We start from the raw sequence: 25,536 nt of genomic DNA on the forward strand, positions 1-25,536 counted from the left end.
CCCATGAGCATCTTCTGGAAAATGTGAAGGAACCCAATCGAGGATGACCCCAATATCATTTTGATGAAGTTTATCAACCAGAAGCTTAAAATCTTCCGGTTTACCAAATCTGGATGTAGGCGCAAAATAGCCCGTAAGCTGGTAGCCCCATGAGGGATCATAAGGATATTCCATAATGGGCATGAATTCTACATGTGTAAAATTCATTTCCTTTAAGTATTTAACCAGATCTTCTGCCAGATCCACATAAGACATAAATTCGTTCTCTTTAGTACGTTTCCAGGATCCGAGATGAACTTCATATACAGAATACGGTTTGTCTAAACTATTTTTGGTTTCACGGGTATCCATCCAATTCTTATCCTTCCATTTATAAGTATTATCCCATACAACCGAGGCTGTATTAGGTGGATGCTGACAATATCTCGCAAAAGGATCTGCCTTCTCCGTTTTAATATCGTTATTATTTGAATGTATTTTATACTTGTACAAAGCACCTTGCTCTACACCCGGAATAAACCCTTCCCAAATACCACTTTCATCCCATCTTACATTAAGCTGATGCTCTCCTTCTACCCAGTAATTAAAATCACCTATAACGGAGACTGATTTGGCTGTAGGTGCCCAAACGGCAAAATACGTCCCCTTCTTTCCTTTGTGTTTCATGGGGTGTGAACCCAAATGATTATAAAGTCGATAATGCTTGCCGGCTTTAAAAAGATTGATGTCAAAATCCGATAATAAGCTATAGGGAATTACATTGCCCATATTTGTGTTGTTAGTTAGGTTCGTTAATAATACTCATAATACCCTGCAATGGTATCACGGCCCATCTGGGTCTTGAATTCATTTCATATCCCAGTTCGTAAACTGCCTTTTCAAGCATACAATACTCTAAAAGAAATATTCGCTCCTGGCGATAACCAATATTTATATTGTGTTCCTGTATAAGGGTGGCATAGGTCTCCAGAAAGACTCCAATAAAATAACGATATAGTATCTCTCCTGCCAGAAAAAGATCTTCCTGTGAATATGCATATTCCTCCATATGGTTGAAAATTGTGGCATAAACCGCGTAATGAAATGACCGGAAAAGACCAGCTATATCCTTTAATGGAGGTTGCTTTACCTTTCTATCTCTTATTGTACTTTCTGGCTCTCCTTCAAAATCAAGCAAATAAAAATCATCATCCTGAACCAATACCTGCCCAAGGTGATAATCTCCGTGAACACGAATCCTTTCGCCTTTAAGTTTGGTCCAATCAAAGGTTACAAAACGTTTTCTAATCTCATTTTTCCGCTCTAAAAACTCGTTTGCCAAGTCGAGTGATAAACCTTCCAGACGATGAAGGTTATTTTCAACAGTATTTAATCTATTTTGAAATTGGTAGAGCAATCTATTCTTAAGCCAAACCTCGTAATCTCCATTAAAATGAGTAGGTGTGAATGCAGTGTCTTCAAACTCCGAACCTAATGCAATATGCATCTCAGCGGTTCTCTGTGCAAGTACCTGAAGTTTCAGGAAAATATTCAAGCCTGCCCAATCAATAATTTCAGGCGGAACATCTCGTATGTTTAACCTTTCAAACAATTCAGTACGAGGTAAATGATGGACGTTTATTCCCTTATATTCAAGGTTACTAAAGATTTTATGTAATTCTTTCAACATAAATTCCCATGCATCCCCCTGATTGGGAACTAATTCCTGCATTAAAGCTATGGTAACGTTAACATTATCTGCGTCCATGATGCTTATGCTACCTTGATATGCCGGTGTGTTTTTATACCCTTTGCGCTCCGAAAGGAACTGACTCATTTCAAAATCGGGGTTTTTATCTGCATATATCCGTCTGAAGAATTTAATAACAGATTTATCATTGATTATTACTGAAGTATTACTCTGCTCAAGCCCCATAAAACGCGATGACTCATAAACATTATCATGAAATCCAAGGCTTTTATGGTACCTCACACGGGTAGTGTCATTTGGTTCTGCGTTGACAATACGCTCAAAAACTAATTTCCTGAAAGCTTCAAGGTTTATCGCATCGATAATAAAACCTTCTTGCCCGTTAATACTAAGTGGCAGTATTCTTTCTTTTTCAGCAAAATTCTCGTCGGTAACAAACGCAATGGGTAAAAAATAATGCTGGTAAAATGCTTCTTCAAAGTTCACTTCGAGCAATAATCCATAATATACTTCACCCTTCTGCTGTATCCGGAAGTACTCTCGGAGCTCTATATATTTTAGTTTACTCGCTTTACCCCCATACCATCTTTGCTTAACCACATAGGCCTCAAGGACATCGGAAAGAAATACTTTTATAAAATTCTTATCATCCAATAAATTTTCCCAGGCCACATTAAATGAGTAGGGAGGCTGTAAAATAGAGTCCTGCTTTTTCTTGGACATTCTTAATTTTTAATGTGAAACAAATGAAATGGCAATGAAGGGTGCAATTCTACAAAATTCCACTCATCATACCAAAGATAGCTATTGTCAGTGACAAGATCATGCACGGTAAGCCCTTGCTCAATATTAAGGGATAATTCGCTAATGGGAAGCTGCAGCATTCCACGTTGCGAATAATGCGAGTCAAGATTAATTATAACCAAAACTTCATCCGATTTATCTTCGTTCCATTTATAGAATGCTAAAAGATGGTGATTCTCAATGTGGCAAAACCTAATATTGTTGGTTTGTTGTAATGCTTCATGATTTTTCCTGGCCTGGTTTAAACGAGTAATGATCAGCGTTAATTTGTTTTTAACAGACCAATCCCAAAATTTCACCTCATATTTTTCCGAATTCAGATATTCTTCTTTTCCCGGCATGGCGTCAGAAATCATATACTCAAAAACTGGCCCGTATATTCCAATATTACCACATAAAGTTGCCGCCAGAGCATAACGGGCAATATGCATGGCCTCATTAGCCCCTTGTAGATGATATGGATTAATATCCGGAGTATTAGGCCAAAAATTAGGACGGTAATATTCCTTCATTTCTGTTTGGGTCAACTCCAGCATATATTCTATTATTTCGTGCTTATGAACCCTCCATGTAAAATAGGTGTACGACTGGGAAAATCCCTGCTTGGCCAGCTGCTGCATTACCTTAGGCCTGGAAAAGGCTTCTGCTAAAAAAAGCACATCGGGATGTTTCTTTTTAACCTCAGCAATTAACCAATTCCAAAAATAATATGGTTTGGTATGAGGATTATCGACTCGAAATATTTGTACTCCGAGACCAACCCATTTTAGTGTCACCGCCAACAGTTCTGACCATAGCTCTTTAAATGCAGGAGATTCAAAATAGAAATTTACAATATCCTGATATTTCTTAGGTGGATTCTCGGCATACTGCATAGTACCGTCAGGTCTTTTTCTGAACCATTCCGGGTTACTTGTTATGTAAGGATGATCAGGGGCTGCCTGAAAAGCTAAATCCAGTGCAATTTCCAGATCCAGTTCTTTTGCTTTTTTTATTAGACTTTTAAAGTCTTCCTCGGTACCTAATTCCGGATGAATTTCTTTATGTCCCCCAAGCTTAGAACCTATTGCCCATGGAACTCCGGAATCTCCTTCCAAAGCATTTGTAGTGTTATTTTTTCCTTTTCTGTTAACTTCTCCAATTGGATGTATCGGGGGGAAATAAAGCACATCGAAGCCCATATCAGCTATTTTAGGCAGTAATCGCTCGCAATCATTAAAAGAGCCATGTTTTCCATTCACAGGGGAAGATGATCTCGGAAAAAATTCGTACCAGGTACTGAAATTTGCTTTTAACCTGTCTGCATAAACCTGAAGGTCCGCACTTGTATTAGCCAAAAAACGATTGGGATTCTTAGCAAATAACTTGTGAAGTTTAACTGAAATTGCTTCTTTAACAGCATTTTCATATAAATCTTCATTTTGAAAAGATTCAATTAACCCATTTATATACTTCTTATCAGCAGAACTTATCGTTTTAGTCAGAACTTGTAAGTGCTGAACGCCGTCCAGAAGTTCACTGTTTACATGTTGATTGTCCTTTAACTTGGCCTCGATACCATGCTGCCAGTTTAGGGCATGATCTACCCAGGCTGAAATTCTGTAAGTATAAAATCCCTGCTTAAGAACTTTAAAGGAAACCCTGTAGACATCGTCGCCAAGGTGTTCCATACGTACAGTGTTAAAAGATTTCTCCGAGGAGTGTTTGTATTGAAGTTCTGCCTGAATTATATCATGTCCGTCTCCTATAACATCAGCATATACCGTAACAGATTCTCCTACAACTCGCTTAATAAAAAAAGCTCCACATTGAAGCTGAGGATTAATATTTTCAATTACAACACGTTGTTGCCTTAACATCATAATTAGTTAGTTGGGTTTTTGTTAAAAATAGGAAATTATCTGAAATACAATACCCCAAAGCTTCAATTTTTGCTGAATTACAAGATAATCCTTTAGTATAATCTATTTTTGGAACGCTTTTTGTTTCTGGGTTAAGACAATATGTAAGATTTTAAAGAATTAAAAAGACAAACTAAAAATATTAATCATTAAACATTTACTATTATGAAAAATATTACACTACTATTTGGCGCATTTTTATCTTTAATTATTTTGTCCTGCGAAGGCCCGACAGGACCTCCCGGACCTCCCGGTTTTGATGGGCTAGACGGCGCAGATGGAGTTAATATTTTGGGCCAGGTCCTTGAGATTGAAGGTACTTTTGATGCCGGAAATGACTATTCTCTATTTTATGAATTCCCACAGACAGTTGAGGTTTTCGAATCTGATGTTGTACTAGTTTACATTTTATGGGATGTTGCGGAAGATGGTAATGGAGAACCCCTTGATATCTGGCGGTTACTACCTCAAACTCGCATTCTAAATCAGGGTTTGCTCCAATATAATTATGACTTTACTTTTCTGGATGTAAGTGTTTTTTTAGAATCAGATTTTGACCTTGGAACCCTTACCCCTGGAGATACAGATAACCAGGTGTTTAGGATAGCTATTGTTCCGGCTGAATTTGCCCAATCGTCAAAAATGGATACTTCAAATATTGAGGAGGTTATGAGCAGTTTAAACATAAGTGACACAGATATTAGCAGAATACAATTGTAGCCTTATCTATAAATTAAAGAAAAACTATCCCTGCCATTTTAAAGCAGGGATTTTTTTTATGAAGTTATCCTTAACTTTGAAAGGTTTTGAGTTCAAAACCGTCAAAAAAAATAGAAAAAGAAAAAAATAAAGTAGTATGAAAAAGTATGTATGCATTATTCTTTTGATTTCCATGGGATGCAAAGGGGTTTCACAGGAACAAGAAGCAGTAACGGAAAAAGGGGAAGAACAAAAAGAGGCATTTAAAGTTGTTAAATCTGAAGAAGAATGGCGTAAAGAACTTACGGAAATGCAATTTTATATTCTCAGAAAAGCCGGTACTGAAAATCCCGGATCCAGTGAGTTATTAAAAAATAAAATGGCAGGGACATATGTATGCGTGGGCTGCGGAACAGCTTTATTTAAAAGCGAATACAAATTTGATTCGGGTACAGGCTGGCCAAGTTTCGACAGAGAAATTGAGGGGAACGTAGCCTTTGATGTAGATTACAAAATTGGATATAAAAGAACAGAAGAACATTGTGCCGTTTGTGGAGGTCACCTTGGTCATGTATTTGAGGACGGCCCCCGGGAAACCACAGGACTGAGACATTGTATTAACGGAGCTGCCCTGCAGTTTGTGCCTGAAGCGCAATAGACCACTATCTGATAAATACAACTATTTTAAGTTTTGATACAAGCAAAGTAAAAGATGAATTTACAGGCAGATTACATCAAAAGTTTATTATTTGAATGCAATCGCTATAAATCCCTTGGCGACAAAACCTTTATACAACTAGATGATTCAGATATTTATTGGAAACATGAGGGTTCAGGTAACAGCATCGCGGTACTAGTAAAACATATATCAGGTAATATGCTTAGCAGGTGGACTAACTTTCTAACGGAAGATGGTGAAAAAAAATGGAGAAACAGGGACTCAGAATTTGAGGAGTCATACAAAACAAAAAAGGAAATGCTTGTTGCCTGGGAAAAAGGTTGGAATTGCCTTTTTGATGCCATCCAACAAATAAATCCGGAGAATTTTGAAAATAAAATCAGAATAAGAAACGAACCTCATACGCTTACGCAGGCCCTAAACAGGCAATTAGCGCATTATTCCTATCACATCGGTCAAATAGTACTACTTGGTAAGACTATTAAAGGTGAAAACTGGCTGTCACTTTCCATTCCTAAAGGCCAATCAAAAGCATTTAACAAAGTAAAATTCAAGGATTAATTTAAGATTCTTAACGAAGTTTAAAAGCTTTCAATTTGGTTTTGTAACTTTGCGACCTCATAAATCTGAATCACAAAAAATACTGGAATGGGCAAATTCGATATTATTGTTTTAGGGAGTGGACCTGGAGGTTATGTTACCGCCATAAGAGCATCACAACTTGGATTTAAAACTGCTATTGTAGAAAAAGAGAATCTGGGAGGTGTATGTTTAAATTGGGGATGTATCCCTACCAAAGCCTTATTAAAATCGGCCCAGGTATTTGAATATTTACAGCATGCCGGAGATTACGGGCTAAAAGTAGATGGAGTGGATAAAGACTTTGATGCAGTTGTAAAACGAAGCAGAAATGTGGCTGATGGAATGAGCAAAGGGGTTCAATTTCTTATGAAGAAAAATAAGATTGAAGTTATTAATGGTTTTGGAAAATTGGCACCCGGAAAGAAGGTAGTTGTTACAGATACAGAAGGTAAGGATACAGAGTATAGTGCAGAACATATAATTATTGCCACAGGAGCCAGAAGCAGGGAACTTCCGGCTTTACCTCAGGATGGGAAAAAAATTATTGGTTACCGCAAGGCAATGACTTTGGAGAAACAACCCAAGAAAATGATAGTCGTGGGGAGTGGCGCCATAGGAATTGAATTTGCCTATTTCTACAATGCTATGGGTACCGAGGTAACGGTAGTTGAATTTTTACCAAATATTGTTCCCGTAGAAGACGAAGATGTTTCGAAACAGCTGGAACGCAGTTTCAAGAAAGCTGGAGTTAAAATTAAAACCTCATCCGAAGTTACTCATGTTGACACCTCCGGGGAAGGAGTTAAAGCTACCGTAAAAACCCTTAAAGGAGAAGAAATTCTGGAAGCCGATATAGTACTTTCTGCAGTAGGCATTAAATCAAATATTGAAAATATTGGTCTGGAGGAAGTAGGTATCGCTACCGATAGAGATAAAATTCTTGTAAATGATTTCTACCTAACCAACATACCAGGTTATTACGCTATTGGTGATGTTACCGCCGGGCAAGCTCTGGCACATGTTGCTTCTGCCGAGGGTATTCTTTGTGTAGAAAAAATAGCCGGAATGCATGTTGAACCTTTAGACTATGGTAATATTCCGGGTTGCACCTACTGCATGCCAGAAATTGCGTCTGTAGGTCTCACAGAGAAACAGGCTATAGAAAAAGGCTATGAACTTAAAATTGGGAAATTTCCTTTCTCTGCAAGTGGTAAAGCAAAAGCTTCGGGGAATTCAGATGGTTTTGTGAAGGTGATCTTTGATGCAAAATATGGCGAATGGTTAGGTTGCCATATGATAGGAGCCGGTGTAACCGATATGATTGCAGAGGCCGTGGTTGCGCGTAAATTAGAAACAACTGGTCATGAAATACTGAAGGCCGTTCATCCGCACCCTACAATGAGTGAGGCGGTAATGGAAGCTGTCGCAGAAGCCTATGGTGAAGTTATACACCTCTAACAAAGAAAATCAATTAGATTTTGATGCTTAAAACATTTCGAGTTAGCGCTATTTTGGAAGGTATTTCCTATTTGCTTTTATTTAGTTTTAGTATGCCATTGAAATATTGGGCAAACATTGCAGAACCCAATATATACATTGGGTATGTACATGGGTTTCTATTTATTGCCTATATGATTTTTGGTCTAATCTTTTCTATAGAAAGCAAAATAGCCCCTAAAAAAATAATTATACTAGTGTTAGCCTCTCTCCTGCCTTTTGGTACTTTCTATATGGAAGAGAAATATCTCAAACCTCTTTCAGCTCTATAAAAAACTTAGGATTGCAAGTTCATAACTTTTCAATCCAAAACCCAGAATAACCCCTTTGGCACCGGAAGAAATATAGGAAACATGTCTAAAGTCTTCACGTTTGTGAGTATTGGAGATATGAACTTCAACTACCGGAGTGTTGACTGCTTTTACAACATCTCCCAAACCCACAGAAGTATGGGTATAGGCAGCTGCGTTAAGTATGATCCCGTCATAAGAAAAACCAACTTCCTGTATTTTATCTATGAGTTCACCTTCTATATTGGATTGATAATATTCCAGCTGTAGTTCGCTAAATTTTGACTGAAGTTCCTTTAAGTAGGAATCAAAGGTTTTACTGCCATATACTTCGGGTTCTCTTTTTCCCAAAAGGTTAAGATTAGGCCCGTTAATAATTATAATTTTCATGAGGTTAAAAGTAATAAAATGTATAGTGCAAAAAAAGCACTTGAAGTGCGCTTCGCCTTTAATAGTATTTTAGCCATTTTATCAGCTAATTCATAGCTATTATAAAAATAGTTAAACCGCCTCTTTTACAAGCCGTAAAACTGAATTGAAAGGATAATAAAACTCGAAACATAAAATTAAGAGAAACAAGCAATATCTTTATAGTATGAATTGGAATCAGGCCATAACAGATTTTGAATACTATTTAAAGATAGAAAGAGGTTTAGCGGCTAATTCCATTAGCAATTATATAAGGGATGTTGAAAAATTAAAATTATTCCTGAAAAATAAGGGAATAGATAAAACCCCTATCTCCCTTGATCGTGAAACATTACAACTTTTTATCTATGAAGTGGCCAAAGAGGTGGGTCCAAGATCCCAGGCCCGCATAATTTCCGGACTAAAAAGTTTTTTTAATTATTTAGTTTTTGAGGATTACCGAAAAGATACTCCATTAGATTTAATAGAATCTCCAAAAATAGGCCGAAAACTCCCTGATACCCTTTCAACTGAAGAAATAAACAGTCTTATCAAAGCTATTGATTTATCTAAACCCGAAGGAGAGCGTAACAGAGCCATGTTGGAGACACTATATGGATGTGGACTTAGAGTATCGGAATTGACCGGACTCAGGATATCGGATCTGTTTTTTGAAGAAGATTTTATTAAAGTGACCGGGAAGGGAGATAAGCAGCGTTTTGTTCCAATTAGTGATGTAAATAAAAAATATATCAACATCTACCACAAACAGGTTCGCAGTCATCAAAAAATTCAGAAGGGATTTGAAGATATTTTATTTCTCAACCGAAGAGGAAAGCAACTTACCCGGGCTATGCTTTTTACAATCATCAAACAACTAGCTATCAAAATTGGACTTTCGAAAAGTATAAGTCCACATACTTTCAGACATTCATTTGCAACACATTTATTGGAAAATGGAGCCGACCTGCGTGCCATCCAGCAAATGTTAGGCCATGAAAGTATTACCACTACGGAGGTTTATATGCATTTAGACAGAACACATCTGGCCGAAGTGGTGAACAGATTTCATCCAAGACAAAACTAGTTACCACCTTTTCTTTTCCTTCAAATCAAAGGTTTTATATCTGTAAATGAAGTAGTTATTTGTTTAAGATTAACAAGTTATACTTTTGGAGTTGGAACTATATATTACAATATCTCATGATTTCTTAGTATGATTACCTCAAAAGTTTTGCGTTTGACTATATTTATCTCGAAAATCAAAAATATAAATCATGCGAAAAGTAGTATTTCTTGCTTTATTAATTATGTTTTGTACAAATTCTCTGAAGGCCCAGGATACCAAAGACGAAGTCCTCTTGAAATTAAATAAGAAATCTGAAGCTTACGGAGATATAGCGCAGAATATTTGGGAATTTGCGGAAATGGGATACCTGGAAGAAAAGAGTTCCGCACTGCTGCAAAAAACAATGAGTGATGAGGGTTTTACGATTAAAAAAGGTGTCGCAGGTATTCCTACCGCATGTATCGCTGAATACGGGAGTGGTGCCCCTATAATTGCTATTTTAGGTGAATATGACGCACTCCCTGGCTTGTCACAAAAGGCAGTTCCGGAGAGGGCATCAGCCAATATGGCTGCAGGCCATGGATGTGGTCATCATCTTTTTGGTACTGCTTCTGCAGCTGCTGCAATTGCAGTAAAAGATTGGATGAAAGCTAGTAATACAAAAGGAACAATTCGCTTTTATGGCTGTCCCGCCGAAGAGGGTGGCTCTGGCAAAGTTTATATGGTCCGGGATGGATTATTCAACGATGTAGACATAGCCCTCCACTGGCATCCAGGAGCACAGAATGCTGCAAGTGCTGGTGCTGCACTAGCGAATAAATCTGCTAAATTTAGATTTTATGGGATTTCAGCCCATGCGGCAGCTTCTCCAGAAAAAGGGCGTTCTGCCCTTGATGGGGTAGAGGCCATGAACGCAATGGTAAATATGATGCGGGAACACATTCCTGAAAAAGCAAGAATTCACTATGTAATTACAAGTGGTGGTAAAGCACCAAATGTTGTACCCGATTTTGCAGAAGTTTACTATTATGCCCGTCATGGTAAAAGGGATGTGGTGCTTAATATTTTTGATCGAATAACAAAGGCTGCCGAAGGAGCTGCATTAGGTACCGGAACAACAATGGACTATGAACTAATAGGCGGTACGCATGAACTTTTGCCTAATCTTACCTTACAAAAATTAATGCACGACAATCTTACCAAAGTCGAAGGAATTACATACACGGAAGAAGAAATAGTATTTGCAGATAAGATTTCAAAAACTATGGGATATGACAAAGCTGATTTAGAAACCGCCCAAAGTATACAACCCTATAAAACAGAGGCCAAGGCCTTTGGTTCCACAGATGTAGGTGATGTAAGCTTTACTGTCCCTACAGTTGGGATGAGTTCTGCAACCTGGGTACCGGGAACACCTGCCCATAGCTGGCAGGCCGTGGCCGCAGGGGGAACAACAATTGGTAAAAAAGGAATGATGGTCGCGGCAAAAACTCTGACACTTACAGCTATAGATCTACTCGCCAATCAGGAGCTAATTAGGCAGGCGAAAGCGGAATTTTTAGAACGGAGAGGGGCAGATTTTGTTTATATCCCATTATTAGGAGACAGGCCACCTGCCCTGGACTATAGAAAATAACAAACTTATACCTAAAGTTGTAAAATAAAGGTATTACATGGCCAGGAAAAAATTTGTTTACATTAAATGAGAAAGCTTGTAACAATCCGGCAATAAAAACTACTAATAGATAATTCACTACCAACCCTAAGCGTGAACAAAGAACTGGAGCACAAATTTGTTACGGAGCTTGAGAACAATCAGAATATTGTTCACAAGGTATGTAGCTTATACACAACAAACAGGGATGCTCATAACGATCTTTTTCAGGAAATAACCATACAGCTATGGAAAGCTTACCCGAAATTCAGAGGAGATTCTAAATTCAGTACATGGATGTACCGAGTTGCGCTTAATACAGCGATAACGCTGTATCGGAAATCCAAAAGAAGTATAAAAACACAGGATTTTGATTCAGTTATTTTTAGAATTAAAACAGACGAATATGATGCCACCGAGGAACAACAACTTCAGTTAATGTATAAAGCAGTGCGGCAGCTGGGAGATATTGACAAGGCATTGGTATTTCTTTACCTGGAAGACAAAGATTACAGCGAAATTTCTGAGACACTGGGAATCAGTGAGGTAAATGCCAGAGTTAAAATGAACCGTATTAAAAATAAACTTAGAACCATACTTAATCCTTAAGGTTATGATGGATGAATTAGAATTACTAAAGAAGGATTGGCAAAAAAAGGGGGAACATCATCCTAAATTGTCATATGACGAAATCTACAGGATGATTAAAAAGAAGTCGTCATCTACTGTAAAATGGATCTTTTACATAAGTATAATCGAATTTGTATTTTGGGCGGTTCTTAATTTAATTTCCTATAGTAAAGAGTCTCTTGAACTTGAAAAGACCTGGCATATTTATGAAATAACAACCACGCTTACAATCATCAATTATATTGTATTAATCTATTTTATTTATAAGTTTTATTCTAATTATAAACTCATATCCCTAACAGAATCTTCAAAAAAATTAATGAAGACCATTTTAAATGTGAAAAGAACAGTCTCCCAATATGTCTGGTTTAACATAGGAATATTTGTAGCTTACTTAATTGTAAGTCTGTACGGTAATCTGAACTATGGGGAAAGCAGTGAACAAATTAAAGTAGCTGCTTCACAGTCAGGAAATGAGACTCTTTTTTGGGTAATGTTATTTGGGATGGTCCTTGTGGCCATTGCCATTGTATTGATCCTGATCTGGTTTTTCTATAAACTGCTTTATGGAATACTACTTAACAGGCTGCGAAAAAATTACAACGAATTAAAGAAGCTGGAGGTTTAACCTCTCCATTTACGTTGTTTGTTTTTCTCTTCATATGCCTGCAATTCCTTTTCGGGAATCACTTTTAAGAATGAAGGATGTTGTTCAATGGCATATTCAAGTTTTTCAATGATGGAATCAACAGATTCATTGTCATAATCTATCTCCAATGGTTCTTTAATAACCAAAGACTGTAGAATACCCTTTTTCTTAATAAGCAGGCCTTGTTTATCAAACGACCTCCTGAAACCATCTATTACCACCGGTACTACCACAGGTTTGTACTTTTTAATAATATGTGCCGTGCCTTTTCGAAGGGGCTTCCAGGGCGTAGTCGTCCCTTGAGGAAAAGTGATGACCCAGCCATCATTCAGAGCCATCCCGATATTTGAAATATCACTCATCTTAACCTGCCTGTTGACTTCCTTTCCTTCGGCACGCCAGGTTCTTTCTATACTTACGGAACCTACGTAGGCGAACATTTTTGTTAAGAGACTCTTTCTCATGGTTTCCGCTGCGGCCACATAATAAATATTCAATTTGGGGTTCCATAAATAACCTATATTTTTTATGGAATCATCCCTTCCGTGTAAACTGGCATTAAATACATGGAACATAGCAACCACATCAGCAAAATAGGTCTGGTGATTACTTACAAATAATACATTCGTATCAGGAAGGTTACGGATTATTTCAGAACCTTCTATTTCTAGAGTATTAAAACCTTTATAACGCTGATGAGTAATCAGTCCCAAACTGCGGATTAACCACTTCTTTAGAAATAAAATATGTCCAAACGGATTTTCCTTAAATAAGCCCATAGGCTACAAAACTACAAAATATGCCTTATAACACCTGTTTGAAAAGTTCTTTGATTTCACTAAGCATCATAGCCGTTGCTCCCCAAACGGTATAACCCTTTAATTTAAAGGCAGGTACCTTTATATTATCTGCGTAAGAAGTTGTAAGAATCTGGGTAATCATTTTGGAATCATCCATAAAATCAATCAGAGGCACCTCTACCAATTCTTCTACTTCATCTTGCTGTTTTACAAAAGCTTGCCCTTTGTCATATAAACCTATGTAGGGTCTTACCTCAAAATTGCTTGGCGGTATATAAATTTCGCTTAAAGCTCTGATTATTTGAATATCCCCTGGTTTTACACCAACTTCTTCATGAGTTTCACGTAAGGCCGTTTCAAGTAAATTTTTATCCTTTTTTTCAGCTTTCCCTCCGGGAAACCCAATTTGATTGGAATGCACCCCGGGATAGGTATTTCGGAGAATGAGTAATAAATTTGTTAACTGGCTTTCATCAGGATAAAATAAAGCAACAACACCAGCCTTTTTTGGATTTGTATTCTTCCTTTTTATTGCTTCTAACTCCTGAATACGAATTTCAGGAGCCATTTTATAGTGTGAAGATGTCCCCGGAAGAGGTAGTTTTTTTATTTTTGCTACCTGAAGTGCAAAATCCGTATAATTCATGTCCTATTTAAAATTTACCTGCCTTGCAATATTACCACTATTTTTTTTTGGTGCATGCAAGCAATCCCCTGCTTCGAACCCTAAAGAAATAAAGCCAAAGGCAGTTAAAGCAGATTCTGTTGTAACCGATTCAATTACTGAAATTAATGAAAAGGATCCATTTATTCTCACCGAAGAAAATGCTATAGACTTCTTTTTTGATTACCAAAAAAATCTAAAAACTACCAAAGTAAAGCTTACTACCAGTTTGGGTAACTTTACAGTACAGCTATATGATAATGTACCTTATCACAAGGCAAATTTCATTTACCTGACTAAAAAAGGATATTTTGACAATACTATGTTCCACAGAGTTGTAAAAGATTTTATCATTCAGGGAGGTAATGCAGACAATGTGGAAACCGCTAGAAAACGCAAAGAAATAGGCAGATACCTTCTGCCTCCTGATACCAGAAAAGGCTATAAACACCATAGGGGAACAATCTCTATGCCAAGCAGTGAAATAGATAACCCGCATATGCTGGCCTCTCCTTATGAATTTTTTATTGTTGTGACAAAACCCGGTTCATACCATTTAGATGGTGATTTTACACCCTTTGGAAAAGTTATTAGCGGTATGGATGTTGTTGATAAAATCAACCAGCAACCAGTTGATAGTGGCGATTGGCCCATGCAAAATATCAACATTCTAAAGGCAGAAATTGTTGAGTGATTATTGAGCCTTATATACACTGGGAAGTGCAATTTTGTATTTTACCGCCACTAAACGAATACCAATAACAATTAGAATAGACGCCAAATAAACGTATTCATCACCTAAAGGTAACTTTCTAAGCAGGAAGTAACTTAGGCCGCCTAATACGCAAGCGGTCGCATAAATCTCCTTCCGAAAAATAACAGGTATTTCATTGCACAAAATATCCCGTATAACACCTCCAAAACTAGCTGTAATTGTACCTAAAATAATGCACATTACAGGAAGCAGGTTGGCATTTAGTCCTTTTTCTATTCCAACCATGGTATACAAACCAATTCCTAAAGTATCAAAAAGAAATAATGATTTTCTTAAATATCGGAGTTTCTCCCTGAAGACAATGGCAAGGATAACGGTTCCAATAATGGTAACTATATATGTAGATTCAAGCATCCAGGCTACCGGAGTATTCCCTATTAGTAGATCTCTAAGTGTTCCACCCCCAATAGCGGTGACAAAGGCTATAATAAATACCCCGAACAGGTCCAGGCGTTTATCCATAGCAACAAGTACCCCAGATATTGCAAAAGCTACGGTGCCCAGCAGATCCATTAGAAAGTAAAACATAATTCCTCCTTTTTAGATATATCTTATTTTGAGCGTTAAAACTATAAAAATATACTTAGACAAGACAGGAGGCTATAAAAGAATTGATTTTTGTAAATATGACAATATTATCGTAAACTTAAATCATGGGAACTATGTAGTAAAATCAACCCAATGTAGCTTAGATTGAAATTATAATATGGATTTAAAAAAAGGACGCCTCAACACTGGTTATTTCTTTCTTGGGTTATTTGCCATTTTCATTGGGTTATATCCATTACGATTTATTGGACTTCCTTATGAACAAAGTCTTTTAGGATCAAAATCCGAGACACTACTAAATAGTTCTATCTATCTGGCCGCTTTTTATACGCATATTTTTTTAGGCGGACTTGCCCTGATAACCGGATTTTCTCAATTTTATAAAAGATTGAGAATAAAAAGATTAGCCCTGCATAGGATATTAGGGAAAATTTATATTGGAGCTGTCCTGTTAAGTGGTTTTGCGGGATTGGGCATTGCATTTTTTGCGACAGGAGGGATTATTCCTGCTCTTGGTTTTGGAGGATTAGCCATACTTTGGCTTTATACAACATCAAATGCCTACACAAGTATAAAAAAAATAGATATTGATGCACATCAGCGTTGGATGATCAGAAGTTATGCCCTTTGTTTCGCCGCTGTTGCACTTCGTCTTTATCTACCTTTATTCACGGGCTTAATGCATATGGAATTTATTCCGGCCTACAAGATTATAGCCTGGTTGTGTTGGGTTCCTAATATTCTTATTGCGGAGATTTTTATTGTACGAAGGCTTAGCTGAATCTTACGATTGCCTGGTGGCCTTGTCTATTTGCTTATTTAGATGTAAAAAATGACAAAATAGAGTTATTTTTTAAAAATATTGAGTTTATTTTTATCACTACTTTTAGAAAATGATCTCTTAGTGATTAAAACCAAATCGACGAGGATAAAATGAGCTAAAGGATTAAAAAGTAATTGTTATGTAAAGTCTTCTTATAAAAATATTTAAGAAGAAAATCGCCAATCTGGTATTCATGAGATTCTTGTTTCTTGTAATTTTCATTTTCAATATGTCTGAACCTTTTGTTCTATTTGATTTCTCTAAAGAAAGTAATATTCAAAACTGGATTGTGGTGAATGATGGTGTTATGGGAGGACTTTCAAAAGGGAAATTCTCAGTTGATGACCGCGGATATGGTTTTTTTACCGGAAATGTATCTCTTGAAAACAATGGTGGTTTCTCTTCCGTACGCTACAATTTCGAATCTAAATTTGTAAGCAGTTTTAAGAAGATAACTTTGCGTCTTAAAGGAGATGGTAAACAATATCAGATAAGGGTTAAAACCAGAATTTCAGATTATTATTCATATATCGCCTATATTAAAACTAATGGAGAATGGCAGACTTTGGAAATTATGTTTTCGGAAATGATTCCGTCATTTCGTGGAAATAAACTAGATCTTCCCAATTATTCTGGCGAATATATGGAGCAATTTGCAATCTTAATTGGCAATAAAAAAAACGAAGCCTTTGAATTATATCTTGATAAGATAACGTTGGAATAGTTGGTTTAATTGGAATATCTCCAATACATACAAATTAGTTTGTTAATATGACTAATAAATAAATACTTTAAAAACTATATGAAAAAACAGTACCTCGCGATCCTTTTAGCCCTTTCTGTTCTGGCGCTGAATGCGCAGAATATTACAGGGTTTAAACCTGAAAATGTAAAAAAACAATTAGATCTTGAAACCGCCTTTGAGTCCAACATATCCACCGGTAATTTGGATTCCTGGATGAAAAAGATGGCCGCCCGTCCACATTATGTTGGTACTGAATATGGAAAAGAAAATGCAGAATGGATGTTAAAACAATTCAAATCCTGGGGCTATGATGCAAAAATAGAAACCTATCAGATCCTCTTTCCTTATCCAAAAGTTAGAATTCTCGAATTAACAGAACCCACGAACTATAACGCAAAATTAACTGCTGTGCCCGTTGCAGGTGATACCTATACGGAACAAGGAGAAGAATTATTACCCAGCTATAACGCATTTTCTACAGATGGCGATGTTGAGGCAGAACTGGTATTTGTAAATTACGGGATTCCGGCAGACTATGAAGAGTTGGAAAAACTGGGAATAGATGTAAAAGGAAAAATAGTTATCGCCAAATATTACGGGTCATGGCGCGGCATTAAACCTAAGTTAGCTGCTGAAAAGGGAGCTATTGGTTGTATCATTTATTCAGACCCTGAGGATGACGGTTATGTTCGTGGTGATGTTTATCCCGAAGGGGCTTTTAAAAATAAAACCGGCGTACAACGAGGATCCGTTATGGATATGCCACTATATCCGGGAGATGTGCTTACCCCAGGTTATGGTGCAACAGAAGAGGCGGATAGATTGGACAGAAAAGATGCCCCAACTATTACAAAAATACCTGTTTTACCAATTTCATATGAAGATGCCTCACCATTGTTGGAGGCGCTTCAAGGTCCGGTTGCTCCGGCTTCATGGCGAGGGGGATTACCTCTTACCTATCATATAGGACCGGGACCGGCAAAGGTTCATCTAAAGCTGGAATTTGACTGGCAATTAAAGCCGGCTTACAATGTCATAGCCACCCTTGCAGGTTCTGAATTTCCCAATGAATGGGTTTTGCGTGGTAACCATCATGATGCGTGGGTTCATGGAGCCGCCGATCCTGTAAGTGGTATGGTGGCTTTAATGGAGGAAGCGAGAGTTGTTGGTGAATTAGCTAAAAAAGGGCAACGCCCAAAAAGAACTATTGTGTACTGCGCATGGGATGCTGAGGAACCGGGACTGATTGGCTCAACAGAATGGGTAGAACATCATAAAGAAGAACTTCAGAAGAAAGCTGTTGCCTACATTAATACCGATGGGAATGGTAGAGGTTTTTTCAATGCCGGGGGATCCCATACTTTGCAAACCCTGGTAAGCGAAGTAGCTAATGCCGTTACAGATCCTCAGAAAGGTGTCTCAATAAAGGAAAGAAAAATTGCAAGGGACATGGTTAATGGGGGAAACAATAAATTTAAGCTTTATGCCCTGGGATCAGGATCTGATTACACGCCCTTTATTCAACATGCAGGGATTGCTTCATTGAATTTAGGCTTTGGCGGTGAAAATGCGGGCGGAGAATACCATACAATCTACGATACCTATACCCATTATAAGCGCTTTAAGGATCCAGACTTTGCTTACGGGGCAGCTCTGGCAAAGACTGCGGGCAGAATTGTATTACGGCTCGCCAATGCCGATATTTTACCCTTCGCTTTTGACCCCTTGTATGAGACAGTATCAACCTACCTTGAAGAAATTATGAAGTCTTGTGAAACAATGAGAAAAGTGGTGGAAAAACATAACAAGTTGATCGGTGAAAATGCTTTTTATCTCGCCTCAGACCCAACAAAACCCTATTTTGAACCCAAGAAAAAAGAGAGTATTCCTTTCCTGGATTTTACACCAATTCAAAATAGTATGACTAGCCTCGGAGCTACAATTGCTTTATTCAATGCAATAAATTTGAATTCACTTTCTGATAGTGAACTCGAAATATTGAATAAGAAATTGATGCACTCGGAACTTGCATTAACTGATGACTCTGGTTTACCCAGAAGATCATGGTACAAGCATCAGATTTATGCGCCGGGCTTCTATACTGGTTATGGAGTTAAAACCTTACCTGGTGTTCGGGAAGCTGTAGAGCAAAAAGAATGGCCGGAAGCCCAGGAGCAAATCAAAAAACTAGCACAAACACTGAATAAATTAAATAACCATATTGAATCTCTTTGTGTCCTTGCAAAGAAAAAATAGTCATGTTCTATTGTAATCCATTTAATTAAATTAATAATGATTTCAAGCAGGCCCCTTTCATATTTAATGACATTAATTATAATAGGCTTATTGGCACATTCATGTAGTCAGAAGTCTAAAATCCCAAAGGAAACTCCATTGACTTATGTATTGGATTCCTTATCCTCCACAACATTAGTCGATGCAAGTCAGGAGTATATTTCGCCAAATTTGGCAGACGGATTAAGATTGGACTTATGGGCATCAGATTCATTAGCTCCCGATCCTATTGCCATTGATATAGATGATGAAGGCAATGTATATTTAACAAGAACCAACAGACAAAAAAATTCCGAATTTGATATCAGGGGACACCAGGATTGGATGACGGCCTCCATTGGTTTGCAAACTGTTGAAGACAGACGTGCTTTTTTACGTAAAACCTTCGCCCCTGAGCTGAGCGAAGAAAATGAATGGTTCCCCGATCTAAACAAGGATAGTATTCACGACTGGAGGGATCTCACGGTTGAAAAAGATGAAATATGGAAACTGGAAGACACAAATAAGGATGGTATTGCAGATATTTCGAGACGTATTTTGGAAGATTTTAATGAAGAAATTACAGATGTCGCAGGCGCCTTACTGGTACGAGACGATGATATTTTTGTTGGTATAGGGCCCGATATGTGGCGGGTAGAGGATACTAATGGTGATGGTGTTATGGATAAGAAAACTTCAATTGCGCATGGTTTCGCAGTGCATATTGGATTTGGAGCCCACGGGATGTCTGGAGCAATAGAAGGCCCCGATGGTAAAATTTATTGGGGAATTGGCGATATTGGTGCTAGTATCACTACAGTAGAAGGTGATACACTTCATTATCCGAATCAGGGTATGATTGTCCGATGTAATCCTGACGGTACCAACTTTGAGGTATTTGCAAGAGGACTACGCAATACGCACGAATTTGTTTTTGACGCTTATGGTAATTTAATTTCTTCGGATAATGATGGGGACCATAGAGGAGAAAGCGAGCGACTTGTTCATATCGTTGAAGGTTCGGATGCCGGATGGCGATCAAACTGGCAATATGGGAAATATACAGATCCTAAGAACAATAATTATAAAGTGTGGATGGATGAAAAGTTATATCTCCCCCGCTGGGATGGACAGGCGGCCTATATTATTCCTCCAATTGCCAATTACCATAATGGCCCTACTGGGATGGTTTATAACCCGGGTACGGCCCTTGGAAAGGACTGGCTGAATCAATTTTTTCTTGTTGAATTTGTGGGAGATCCTGCGCTTTCACATATCTGGTCCTTCAGTTTAAAACCAAAAGGGGCCTCCTTTGATCTGGAAAAGGAATTAGATGTCTTAAGTGGTGTATTACCTACTGGTTTACAATTCGGGCCTGATGGCGCCCTGTACCTGGCTGATTGGATTAACGGTTGGGGAACAAAAAATTATGGACGAGTCTGGAAATTAGACGTTGAGGATTCAAAAAACGATTTAAAAGAACAAAGACTCGAGACACAAAGGCTTATGACCCTGGAATATGAGGATCTATCTGCCGATGATCTTGTTGAACTACTGGCTTATCCGGATATGCGTATAAGAAAAAAGGCGCAATTTGAGCTTGCGGAAAGAACTTTTTGGGGATATAGGGCATTAAAAGACGTAATACTGGAAGATAAAAACCAATTCGCAAGAATACATGCAATTTGGGCAATTGGCCAGATTGCTTCAGATAATAAAAGGAAGGCCCAACCTTTAATGGATTTATTGGATGATGAGGATCCAGAAATTATAGCCCAGGCAGCAAAAGTGCTCGGAGATATTAAATATAAGGAGGCGGGTGACAAACTTATTTCTTTATTGACAAACGAAAACGAAAGAGTGCGTTTCTTCGCAGCACAGGCATTGGGAAGAATTGAATACAAAGAAGCCGTTGAACCATTAATTAATTTTCTGGCCGTTAACAATGATGAAGATGTTTACTTACGTCATGCCGCTGTACTGGCATTGAGCCGTATTGGTGAAATAAAGCCTCTTGTAGCTTTGTCCAGGAGCCCGCAAAGAAGTCTGCGAATTGCCGCAGTCTTGGTTTTGAGACGGCTAGAAAGTGCAAAAGTAGTTGTGTTTTTAAATGATGAAGAGGAATATATTGTCACAGAAGCTGCAAGGGCTATTAATGATGACTGGTCAATTCCTAAAGCCATGCCTGCCTTGGCAGCTCTTCTGCAAGAAGAAAGATTTACTTCAGAACCATTGCTTCGCAGAAGTATTAATGCAGCCTTACGGGTTGGAGGTGAAAGAGAGCTGGATATGCTTATTTCATTTGCAAAAAGAACGGATGTATCTGGTGATCTCCGGGGAGAAGCCTTGGCAGCCTTAGGCACCTGGGCCTCACCTTCCGTTTTAGACAGGGTAGATGGGCGCTACAGAGGCGAGATTAGTAGGGATTCAAATATTGTTAAACAAAAGATCCAGGGAGATATTCCGGTATTTCTAAAAGACAGAAATCCATACATTCTTATCGGCACTTCTAAAATTCTGGGAACACTGGGCATATCTACATATAATTCTCAACTAAAATCTATATTTACTAAGGACGGAAGACCGGAAGTAAGAGTGGCCATGATAGAAGCTTTGGGAGAATTACATGACGATGCGATTGCCTCAATTGTAAAAAGGGGAATGCGCGACAAAGATGAAAATGTTCGCGCCGCCGCTGTAAGCATGATCCCTGCGTTAAATATTTCTAAAAATGAACTACCCGGAGTAATAGATCCAATTTTTAAAAATGGATCTATTAGGGAGCAACAAACAATGATAAGCGCTTTAGCAGAAATGCCTCTGGATCAAAGTGGGGATGCATTGATGAATCTGATTCAAAAAGCAGGGAACAAGCAACTGAACCCCGGAGTAATTCTGGATCTAATCGAGGCTGTTGAATCAACTCATTCAGAAGATTTGATTGGCAGTTTGAGCAAACTCAAAAATAGTGGGTATTCCTTAGATTCATATAAGGAAGCTCTTTATGGTGGCAGAAATTGGCCGGGGGCGAATGTCTTTAAGAATAATTCCGCGGCACAATGCGTAAGATGCCATGCACTTGATGGAGCAGGTGGGAAAGTGGGCCCTCCTATGGACAATATTGCGAATATAATAAGCAGGGAAGAAATTTTGCAATCCCTTATTGATCCCGGAGCCCGTTTGGCTCCCGGATATGGATCTGTGGTGTTAACCCTTAAAGATGGTCAGGTGGTATCGGGAATTCTTGCAGCAGAAAACAAGGAGGAAATAATTCTCAGGACTTCCGATGCAGAGCCTATGGAAATTTCGGTGTCAAGAATAAAGAAACGAGATAATATGCCATCGGCAATGCCACCTATGGGCTCGGTATTATCTAAAAGGGAATTAAGAGATTTGGTTGAATTTTTATCTAATTTAAAAGGTAAATAATCAGGATAATTCTGCCATTTATGTTTATTACTTTAGTTATAGAATCTGCCGTGGAATTTCAAATTTAATTACTACCTTAACCAGGGACTTTTTATTGATGAGACTGCACTATAGGACCAGTAGTTAAGCGTTCTTTGGCGCCTTTCCAAAAAAATAAACTAAATTCAAAGCAATAATAGGATTTCCACATTAATAATTCTTATAAACCAACTTAATCACCAACAAGTAGTATGAAATTTAAACTTTTTGCTGTTATCTGTATTTTTTACTTCTATACCAGCGCACAAGAGAATAAAAAGGATTATTCAGAGGCCTTTAAAATCATTGAAGTATGGTTAGATGCCCAAAAAGATTATGAAAAACTCCCGGGCATTTCTGCAGCAATAATCAAGGATCAGGAAATAATTTGGTCTGGTGCTTTTGGTAAAGCAAACATCGAAGCAGATGTAAATACCGAAACAAATACGATTTGCAGTATCTGTTCTATTTCAAAATTATTTACCGCCACCGCCATTATGAAACTATATGATGAAGGCAAACTACGTTTGGATGATAAAGTGAGTGATCTTTTACCCTGGTATAACCTGGATCAGAAATATTCAGATAGCGGACCCATTACCGTTCGCTCTTTATTAACGCATTCCTCCGGTTTACCAAGAGAGGCCAATTTCCCGTATTGGACGGGCCCGGATTTTCCATTTCCCACCCAGGAAGAAATCAAAAAAGAGTTGGGCAATCAGGAGACTTTGTACCCTGCATCGACCTATTTTCAATATAGCAATCTTGGCCTTACCCTATTGGGTGAAATTGTGGAACAGGTCTCCGGAATATCTTTTACTACCTACGTTGAAGAACAAATTATAAAACCCCTTCAGCTTAACGATACACGAACACAACTCCCTGAAAATTTATATGGAAGTCAATTAGCTATTGGTTATTCATCTTTAAACAGGCAGGGGCAGCGTCAAAAAGTGAAACTATTCCAGGCAAATGGAATCGGTGCCGCTGCAGGATTCTCATCCAATGTACTGGACCTGGGGAAATTTGCTTCCTGGCAATTTCGGTTAATGGATTCAACAATTACAGAAATAATAAAACCTTCCACTCTTAAATATATGCAGCAGGTACACTGGACCGATCCGGATTGGAAAACAACCTGGGGATTGGGTTTTTCAGTTTATAAAGGTAGTGACGGAACAAAATGGGTTTCCCATGGAGGCAGCTGTCCCGGCTATAGATCTGGGATACAGATAAATCCAAAATCTAAAATGGCTTATACTGTCATGATTAATGCCAATGGTACAAATCCCCATAAATATGCCATAGCCATGCATGCTATTCTCAATAAGGTGAAAGACGAATCTAAAAAAAGTAAAGTAGTTGAAACTTCAAAAATAGATTTGACCGATTATACCGGTTATTACAGTAATCAACCATGGGGAAGTGAAAGTTATATTTCAAGCTGGGAAGGTAAGCTGGTACTATTAAGGCTACCATCTCAATCTCCTGCCAAATCTATGGTTTTCCTTAAGCATGTGCAGGGAGATCGTTTTCAAAAAATAAGAAAGGACGAAGAACCCGGAGAGATGATAGTGTTTGAGCGAGATGAAACCGGGAAAATTAACAAATACAGTCAACATGGAAACTATTCTAATAAAATAAAGAGGTGATGAAATTAAAATCAATTTTTTTACTGGTTGGATGTAACCTTGTTGTGGCCATTGCATCCGCACAAGGACTAAATGCTCTGGCGACTGATTTTTTAAACACTCTGGATCCGGAATTAAAGTCAAAGACAATTTTTACTTTGGACAGCGAGGAACGGTTAAATTTTAATTTCATCCCAATAATAAGAAAGGGGCCAACTTTTCACGACTTTAATGATGAACAAAAACAGGCGGCAATGGCCTTGCTAAGAGCGTCATTGAGTGCTGAGGGGTTTCGAAAAACAAAAGAAATCATAGCACTGGAAAATGTTTTGCTGGAACTTGAAGGAGGCAATTTCAAAATGCCAGATGGCTCAGGTCGTGATGCGCTGAATTATCATTTTTGCGTGTTTAATGATCCTGCAACAGAGCAGTTTTGGGGTTGGCGGTTTGAAGGACATCATATTTCCTTTAATTTTGTTGGTTCAAGCGGTAAGATTGTTTCCTCTACTCCATCGTTTCTCGGATCTAACCCGGCTATAGTTCGCGAAGGGAAACAAAAAGGTAAAGAGGTTTTAAAAATGGAGAGTGAATTAGGTTTTGCTATGGTAAATTCCCTATCAAAAGAGCAGTTAGGTAAAGCGCTCTTTTCTGAAGAAGCACCAAGGGAAATTTTCACCACTAATAAACAGGAAGTGACAAATCTTGATCCTTTGGGTATTTCCTATGCTGATTTAAATAAGGATCAAAAAAAAGCTTTGGAAAAGTTACTTATGGTTTATTTGGACAATTATGAATCCAGGTTTTCCAATTCGCTCTTGGACAAAATAAATGCATCAGGAATGGAAAATCTGTCATTTGCATGGGCAGGTAGTTTAACACCAGGAAAAGGTCATTACTACAGGATTCAAAGTCCTGAGATTCTAATAGAATATGATAATACACAAAATAATGCCAATCATGTGCATACGGCAGTAAGGGATCTTACGAATGATTTTGGGAGGGATCTTCTGAAGGAACATTATAGTGAAAGCCACAAACATTAATAGGTAGTCACTGAAATAGGATCGAATTAAAAAACTTTCAGTAGATAACTAAAATTAAAAGTGGCTAAGACAAATAGGCATCCATACTTTTTAATGCCCAATCTAAGCGTAAATAGCAACAATCTATACAGTTTTACTTTTAGATAATTTCAACAAACTTAGAATTTACTATCTTTAAAGGAAGTTGCATAGCGTTTTACGGCCCATCTTTTCGCTTACACATATACATATGC

At 37.9% G+C, this 25,536-nt stretch carries 23 protein-coding genes; 16 read left to right on the forward strand and 7 right to left on the reverse strand.

The genetic code is table 11. The annotated features are described in order from the left end of the window. The 3 genes from WBN20_RS05970 to WBN20_RS05980 all read right to left on the reverse strand — a co-directional run. A partial coding sequence (locus WBN20_RS05970; protein WP_424281063.1) for an alpha-amylase family glycosyl hydrolase occupies positions 1 to 768 on the reverse strand: 768 nt, incomplete at its 3' end. Positions 769 to 778: 10 nt separating this feature from the next. Continuing rightward, on the reverse strand, positions 779 to 2,413 hold the full coding sequence (locus WBN20_RS05975) for a trehalose synthase (RefSeq protein ID WP_424272223.1): 1,635 nt from the start codon (positions 2,411 to 2,413) through the stop codon (positions 779 to 781). Positions 2,414 to 2,415: 2 nt separating this feature from the next. Beyond that, positions 2,416 to 4,356 carry an alpha-1,4-glucan--maltose-1-phosphate maltosyltransferase gene (locus WBN20_RS05980; protein ID WP_424281064.1) on the reverse strand — a complete coding sequence of 647 codons (1,941 nt, stop codon included), beginning with the start codon at positions 4,354 to 4,356 and terminating at the stop codon, positions 2,416 to 2,418. A gap of 204 nt (positions 4,357 to 4,560) precedes the next feature. Here WBN20_RS05980 and WBN20_RS05985 point away from each other — a divergent pair, with 204 nt between their 5' ends. The 5 genes from WBN20_RS05985 to WBN20_RS06005 all read left to right on the forward strand — a co-directional run bounded on the left by WBN20_RS05985 (position 4,561) and on the right by WBN20_RS06005 (position 8,124). After that, on the forward strand, positions 4,561 to 5,115 hold the full coding sequence (locus tag WBN20_RS05985) for a collagen-like protein (RefSeq protein WP_424281065.1): 555 nt from the start codon (positions 4,561 to 4,563) through the stop codon (positions 5,113 to 5,115). A gap of 136 nt (positions 5,116 to 5,251) precedes the next feature. Continuing rightward, entirely contained in the window at positions 5,252 to 5,752 is a 501-nt protein-coding gene (gene msrB / locus WBN20_RS05990; protein WP_424281066.1) for a peptide-methionine (R)-S-oxide reductase MsrB, read from the forward strand. Between the two features lie 54 nt (positions 5,753 to 5,806). Further along, complete coding sequence (locus WBN20_RS05995; protein WP_424281067.1) at positions 5,807 to 6,334, forward strand: DUF1572 family protein; 528 nt, start codon at positions 5,807 to 5,809, stop codon at positions 6,332 to 6,334. Positions 6,335 to 6,421: 87 nt separating this feature from the next. Further along, complete coding sequence (gene lpdA, locus WBN20_RS06000; protein ID WP_424281068.1) at positions 6,422 to 7,813, forward strand: dihydrolipoyl dehydrogenase; 1,392 nt, start codon at positions 6,422 to 6,424, stop codon at positions 7,811 to 7,813. Positions 7,814 to 7,836: 23 nt separating this feature from the next. Next, positions 7,837 to 8,124: a DUF3817 domain-containing protein gene (locus WBN20_RS06005; RefSeq protein WP_424271094.1), complete on the forward strand. Its 288-nt coding sequence runs from the start codon at positions 7,837 to 7,839 to the stop codon at positions 8,122 to 8,124. Here WBN20_RS06005 and aroQ read toward each other — a convergent pair. Beyond that, positions 8,119 to 8,532 (reverse strand): type II 3-dehydroquinate dehydratase, encoded by a 414-nt coding sequence (gene aroQ, locus WBN20_RS06010; protein WP_424281069.1) that lies wholly within the window; start codon positions 8,530 to 8,532, stop codon positions 8,119 to 8,121. The genes WBN20_RS06005 and aroQ overlap by 6 nt on opposite strands. Before the next feature lie 205 nt (positions 8,533 to 8,737). Between aroQ and WBN20_RS06015 the strand changes: the two genes are divergently transcribed. The 4 genes from WBN20_RS06015 to WBN20_RS06030 all read left to right on the forward strand — a co-directional run bounded on the left by WBN20_RS06015 (position 8,738) and on the right by WBN20_RS06030 (position 12,531). Beyond that, positions 8,738 to 9,637 (forward strand): site-specific tyrosine recombinase, encoded by a 900-nt coding sequence (locus tag WBN20_RS06015; protein ID WP_424281070.1) that lies wholly within the window; start codon positions 8,738 to 8,740, stop codon positions 9,635 to 9,637. A 190-nt stretch (positions 9,638 to 9,827) separates the two neighbouring features. Further along, positions 9,828 to 11,255 (forward strand): amidohydrolase, encoded by a 1,428-nt coding sequence (locus WBN20_RS06020; RefSeq protein ID WP_424281071.1) that lies wholly within the window; start codon positions 9,828 to 9,830, stop codon positions 11,253 to 11,255. Positions 11,256 to 11,387: 132 nt separating this feature from the next. Continuing rightward, positions 11,388 to 11,882 (forward strand): RNA polymerase sigma factor, encoded by a 495-nt coding sequence (locus WBN20_RS06025; protein ID WP_424281072.1) that lies wholly within the window; start codon positions 11,388 to 11,390, stop codon positions 11,880 to 11,882. Positions 11,883 to 11,886: 4 nt separating this feature from the next. Continuing rightward, the gene (locus WBN20_RS06030; protein WP_424281073.1) at positions 11,887 to 12,531 is read left to right on the forward strand and encodes a hypothetical protein; all 645 of its coding nucleotides are present in this window, start codon (positions 11,887 to 11,889) and stop codon (positions 12,529 to 12,531) included. Here WBN20_RS06030 and WBN20_RS06035 read toward each other — a convergent pair. Beyond that, positions 12,528 to 13,331 (reverse strand): lysophospholipid acyltransferase family protein, encoded by an 804-nt coding sequence (locus WBN20_RS06035; protein WP_424275016.1) that lies wholly within the window; start codon positions 13,329 to 13,331, stop codon positions 12,528 to 12,530. The two genes, WBN20_RS06030 and WBN20_RS06035, sit on opposite strands and share 4 nt — an antisense overlap. A gap of 25 nt (positions 13,332 to 13,356) precedes the next feature. Beyond that, positions 13,357 to 13,998: an NUDIX hydrolase gene (locus tag WBN20_RS06040; RefSeq protein ID WP_424272592.1), complete on the reverse strand. Its 642-nt coding sequence runs from the start codon at positions 13,996 to 13,998 to the stop codon at positions 13,357 to 13,359. Between WBN20_RS06040 and WBN20_RS06045 the strand changes: the two genes are divergently transcribed. Beyond that, on the forward strand, positions 13,997 to 14,710 hold the full coding sequence (locus WBN20_RS06045) for a peptidylprolyl isomerase (protein WP_424281074.1): 714 nt from the start codon (positions 13,997 to 13,999) through the stop codon (positions 14,708 to 14,710). The two genes, WBN20_RS06040 and WBN20_RS06045, sit on opposite strands and share 2 nt — an antisense overlap. On the opposite strand, the gene WBN20_RS06050 is transcribed toward WBN20_RS06045, so the two are convergent. Then, entirely contained in the window at positions 14,711 to 15,319 is a 609-nt protein-coding gene (locus tag WBN20_RS06050) for a trimeric intracellular cation channel family protein (RefSeq protein WP_424281075.1), read from the reverse strand. A 178-nt stretch (positions 15,320 to 15,497) separates the two neighbouring features. Here WBN20_RS06050 and WBN20_RS06055 point away from each other — a divergent pair, with 178 nt between their 5' ends. The 6 genes from WBN20_RS06055 to WBN20_RS06080 all read left to right on the forward strand — a co-directional run bounded on the left by WBN20_RS06055 (position 15,498) and on the right by WBN20_RS06080 (position 25,303). After that, positions 15,498 to 16,121 carry a DUF2306 domain-containing protein gene (locus tag WBN20_RS06055; RefSeq protein WP_424281076.1) on the forward strand — a complete coding sequence of 208 codons (624 nt, stop codon included), beginning with the start codon at positions 15,498 to 15,500 and terminating at the stop codon, positions 16,119 to 16,121. A gap of 235 nt (positions 16,122 to 16,356) precedes the next feature. Beyond that, positions 16,357 to 16,887 carry a CIA30 family protein gene (locus WBN20_RS06060; RefSeq protein ID WP_424281077.1) on the forward strand — a complete coding sequence of 177 codons (531 nt, stop codon included), beginning with the start codon at positions 16,357 to 16,359 and terminating at the stop codon, positions 16,885 to 16,887. A gap of 78 nt (positions 16,888 to 16,965) precedes the next feature. Continuing rightward, the gene (locus WBN20_RS06065; RefSeq protein WP_424281078.1) at positions 16,966 to 19,164 is read left to right on the forward strand and encodes a M28 family metallopeptidase; all 2,199 of its coding nucleotides are present in this window, start codon (positions 16,966 to 16,968) and stop codon (positions 19,162 to 19,164) included. Between the two features lie 66 nt (positions 19,165 to 19,230). Continuing rightward, a complete protein-coding gene (locus WBN20_RS06070) occupies positions 19,231 to 22,611 on the forward strand; it encodes a HEAT repeat domain-containing protein (RefSeq protein ID WP_424281079.1) in 3,381 nt (1,126 codons plus the stop codon). Between the two features lie 230 nt (positions 22,612 to 22,841). Continuing rightward, the gene (locus tag WBN20_RS06075; RefSeq protein ID WP_424281080.1) at positions 22,842 to 24,281 is read left to right on the forward strand and encodes a serine hydrolase; all 1,440 of its coding nucleotides are present in this window, start codon (positions 22,842 to 22,844) and stop codon (positions 24,279 to 24,281) included. Beyond that, entirely contained in the window at positions 24,281 to 25,303 is a 1,023-nt protein-coding gene (locus tag WBN20_RS06080; protein ID WP_424281081.1) for a DUF3500 domain-containing protein, read from the forward strand. The genes WBN20_RS06075 and WBN20_RS06080 overlap by 1 nt, the downstream gene beginning before the upstream one ends. Positions 25,304 to 25,536: the final 233 nt, after the last annotated feature.

The organism is Eudoraea sp. (assembly GCF_049665975.1).
Taxonomy (GTDB): domain Bacteria; phylum Bacteroidota; class Bacteroidia; order Flavobacteriales; family Flavobacteriaceae; genus Eudoraea.

What these genes read in the sequence shown, in the direction of transcription:
- WBN20_RS05975 (WP_424272223.1), bottom strand. Translation starts at nt 2,413, where the DNA reads ATGTCCAAGAAAAAGCAGGACTCTATTTTACAGCCTCCCTACTCATTT.
- WBN20_RS05980 (WP_424281064.1), bottom strand. Translation starts at nt 4,356, where the DNA reads ATGATGTTAAGGCAACAACGTGTTGTAATTGAAAATATTAATCCTCAG.
- WBN20_RS05985 (WP_424281065.1), top strand. Translation starts at nt 4,561, where the DNA reads ATGAAAAATATTACACTACTATTTGGCGCATTTTTATCTTTAATTATT.
- msrB (WP_424281066.1), top strand. Translation starts at nt 5,252, where the DNA reads ATGAAAAAGTATGTATGCATTATTCTTTTGATTTCCATGGGATGCAAA.
- WBN20_RS05995 (WP_424281067.1), top strand. Translation starts at nt 5,807, where the DNA reads ATGAATTTACAGGCAGATTACATCAAAAGTTTATTATTTGAATGCAAT.
- lpdA (WP_424281068.1), top strand. Translation starts at nt 6,422, where the DNA reads ATGGGCAAATTCGATATTATTGTTTTAGGGAGTGGACCTGGAGGTTAT.
- WBN20_RS06005 (WP_424271094.1), top strand. Translation starts at nt 7,837, where the DNA reads ATGCTTAAAACATTTCGAGTTAGCGCTATTTTGGAAGGTATTTCCTAT.
- aroQ (WP_424281069.1), bottom strand. Translation starts at nt 8,532, where the DNA reads ATGAAAATTATAATTATTAACGGGCCTAATCTTAACCTTTTGGGAAAA.
- WBN20_RS06015 (WP_424281070.1), top strand. Translation starts at nt 8,738, where the DNA reads ATGAATTGGAATCAGGCCATAACAGATTTTGAATACTATTTAAAGATA.
- WBN20_RS06020 (WP_424281071.1), top strand. Translation starts at nt 9,828, where the DNA reads ATGCGAAAAGTAGTATTTCTTGCTTTATTAATTATGTTTTGTACAAAT.
- WBN20_RS06030 (WP_424281073.1), top strand. Translation starts at nt 11,887, where the DNA reads ATGATGGATGAATTAGAATTACTAAAGAAGGATTGGCAAAAAAAGGGG.
- WBN20_RS06035 (WP_424275016.1), bottom strand. Translation starts at nt 13,331, where the DNA reads ATGGGCTTATTTAAGGAAAATCCGTTTGGACATATTTTATTTCTAAAG.
- WBN20_RS06045 (WP_424281074.1), top strand. Translation starts at nt 13,997, where the DNA reads ATGTCCTATTTAAAATTTACCTGCCTTGCAATATTACCACTATTTTTT.
- WBN20_RS06040 (WP_424272592.1), bottom strand. Translation starts at nt 13,998, where the DNA reads ATGAATTATACGGATTTTGCACTTCAGGTAGCAAAAATAAAAAAACTA.
- WBN20_RS06050 (WP_424281075.1), bottom strand. Translation starts at nt 15,319, where the DNA reads ATGTTTTACTTTCTAATGGATCTGCTGGGCACCGTAGCTTTTGCAATA.
- WBN20_RS06055 (WP_424281076.1), top strand. Translation starts at nt 15,498, where the DNA reads ATGGATTTAAAAAAAGGACGCCTCAACACTGGTTATTTCTTTCTTGGG.
- WBN20_RS06060 (WP_424281077.1), top strand. Translation starts at nt 16,357, where the DNA reads ATGAGATTCTTGTTTCTTGTAATTTTCATTTTCAATATGTCTGAACCT.
- WBN20_RS06065 (WP_424281078.1), top strand. Translation starts at nt 16,966, where the DNA reads ATGAAAAAACAGTACCTCGCGATCCTTTTAGCCCTTTCTGTTCTGGCG.
- WBN20_RS06070 (WP_424281079.1), top strand. Translation starts at nt 19,231, where the DNA reads ATGACATTAATTATAATAGGCTTATTGGCACATTCATGTAGTCAGAAG.
- WBN20_RS06075 (WP_424281080.1), top strand. Translation starts at nt 22,842, where the DNA reads ATGAAATTTAAACTTTTTGCTGTTATCTGTATTTTTTACTTCTATACC.
- WBN20_RS06080 (WP_424281081.1), top strand. Translation starts at nt 24,281, where the DNA reads ATGAAATTAAAATCAATTTTTTTACTGGTTGGATGTAACCTTGTTGTG.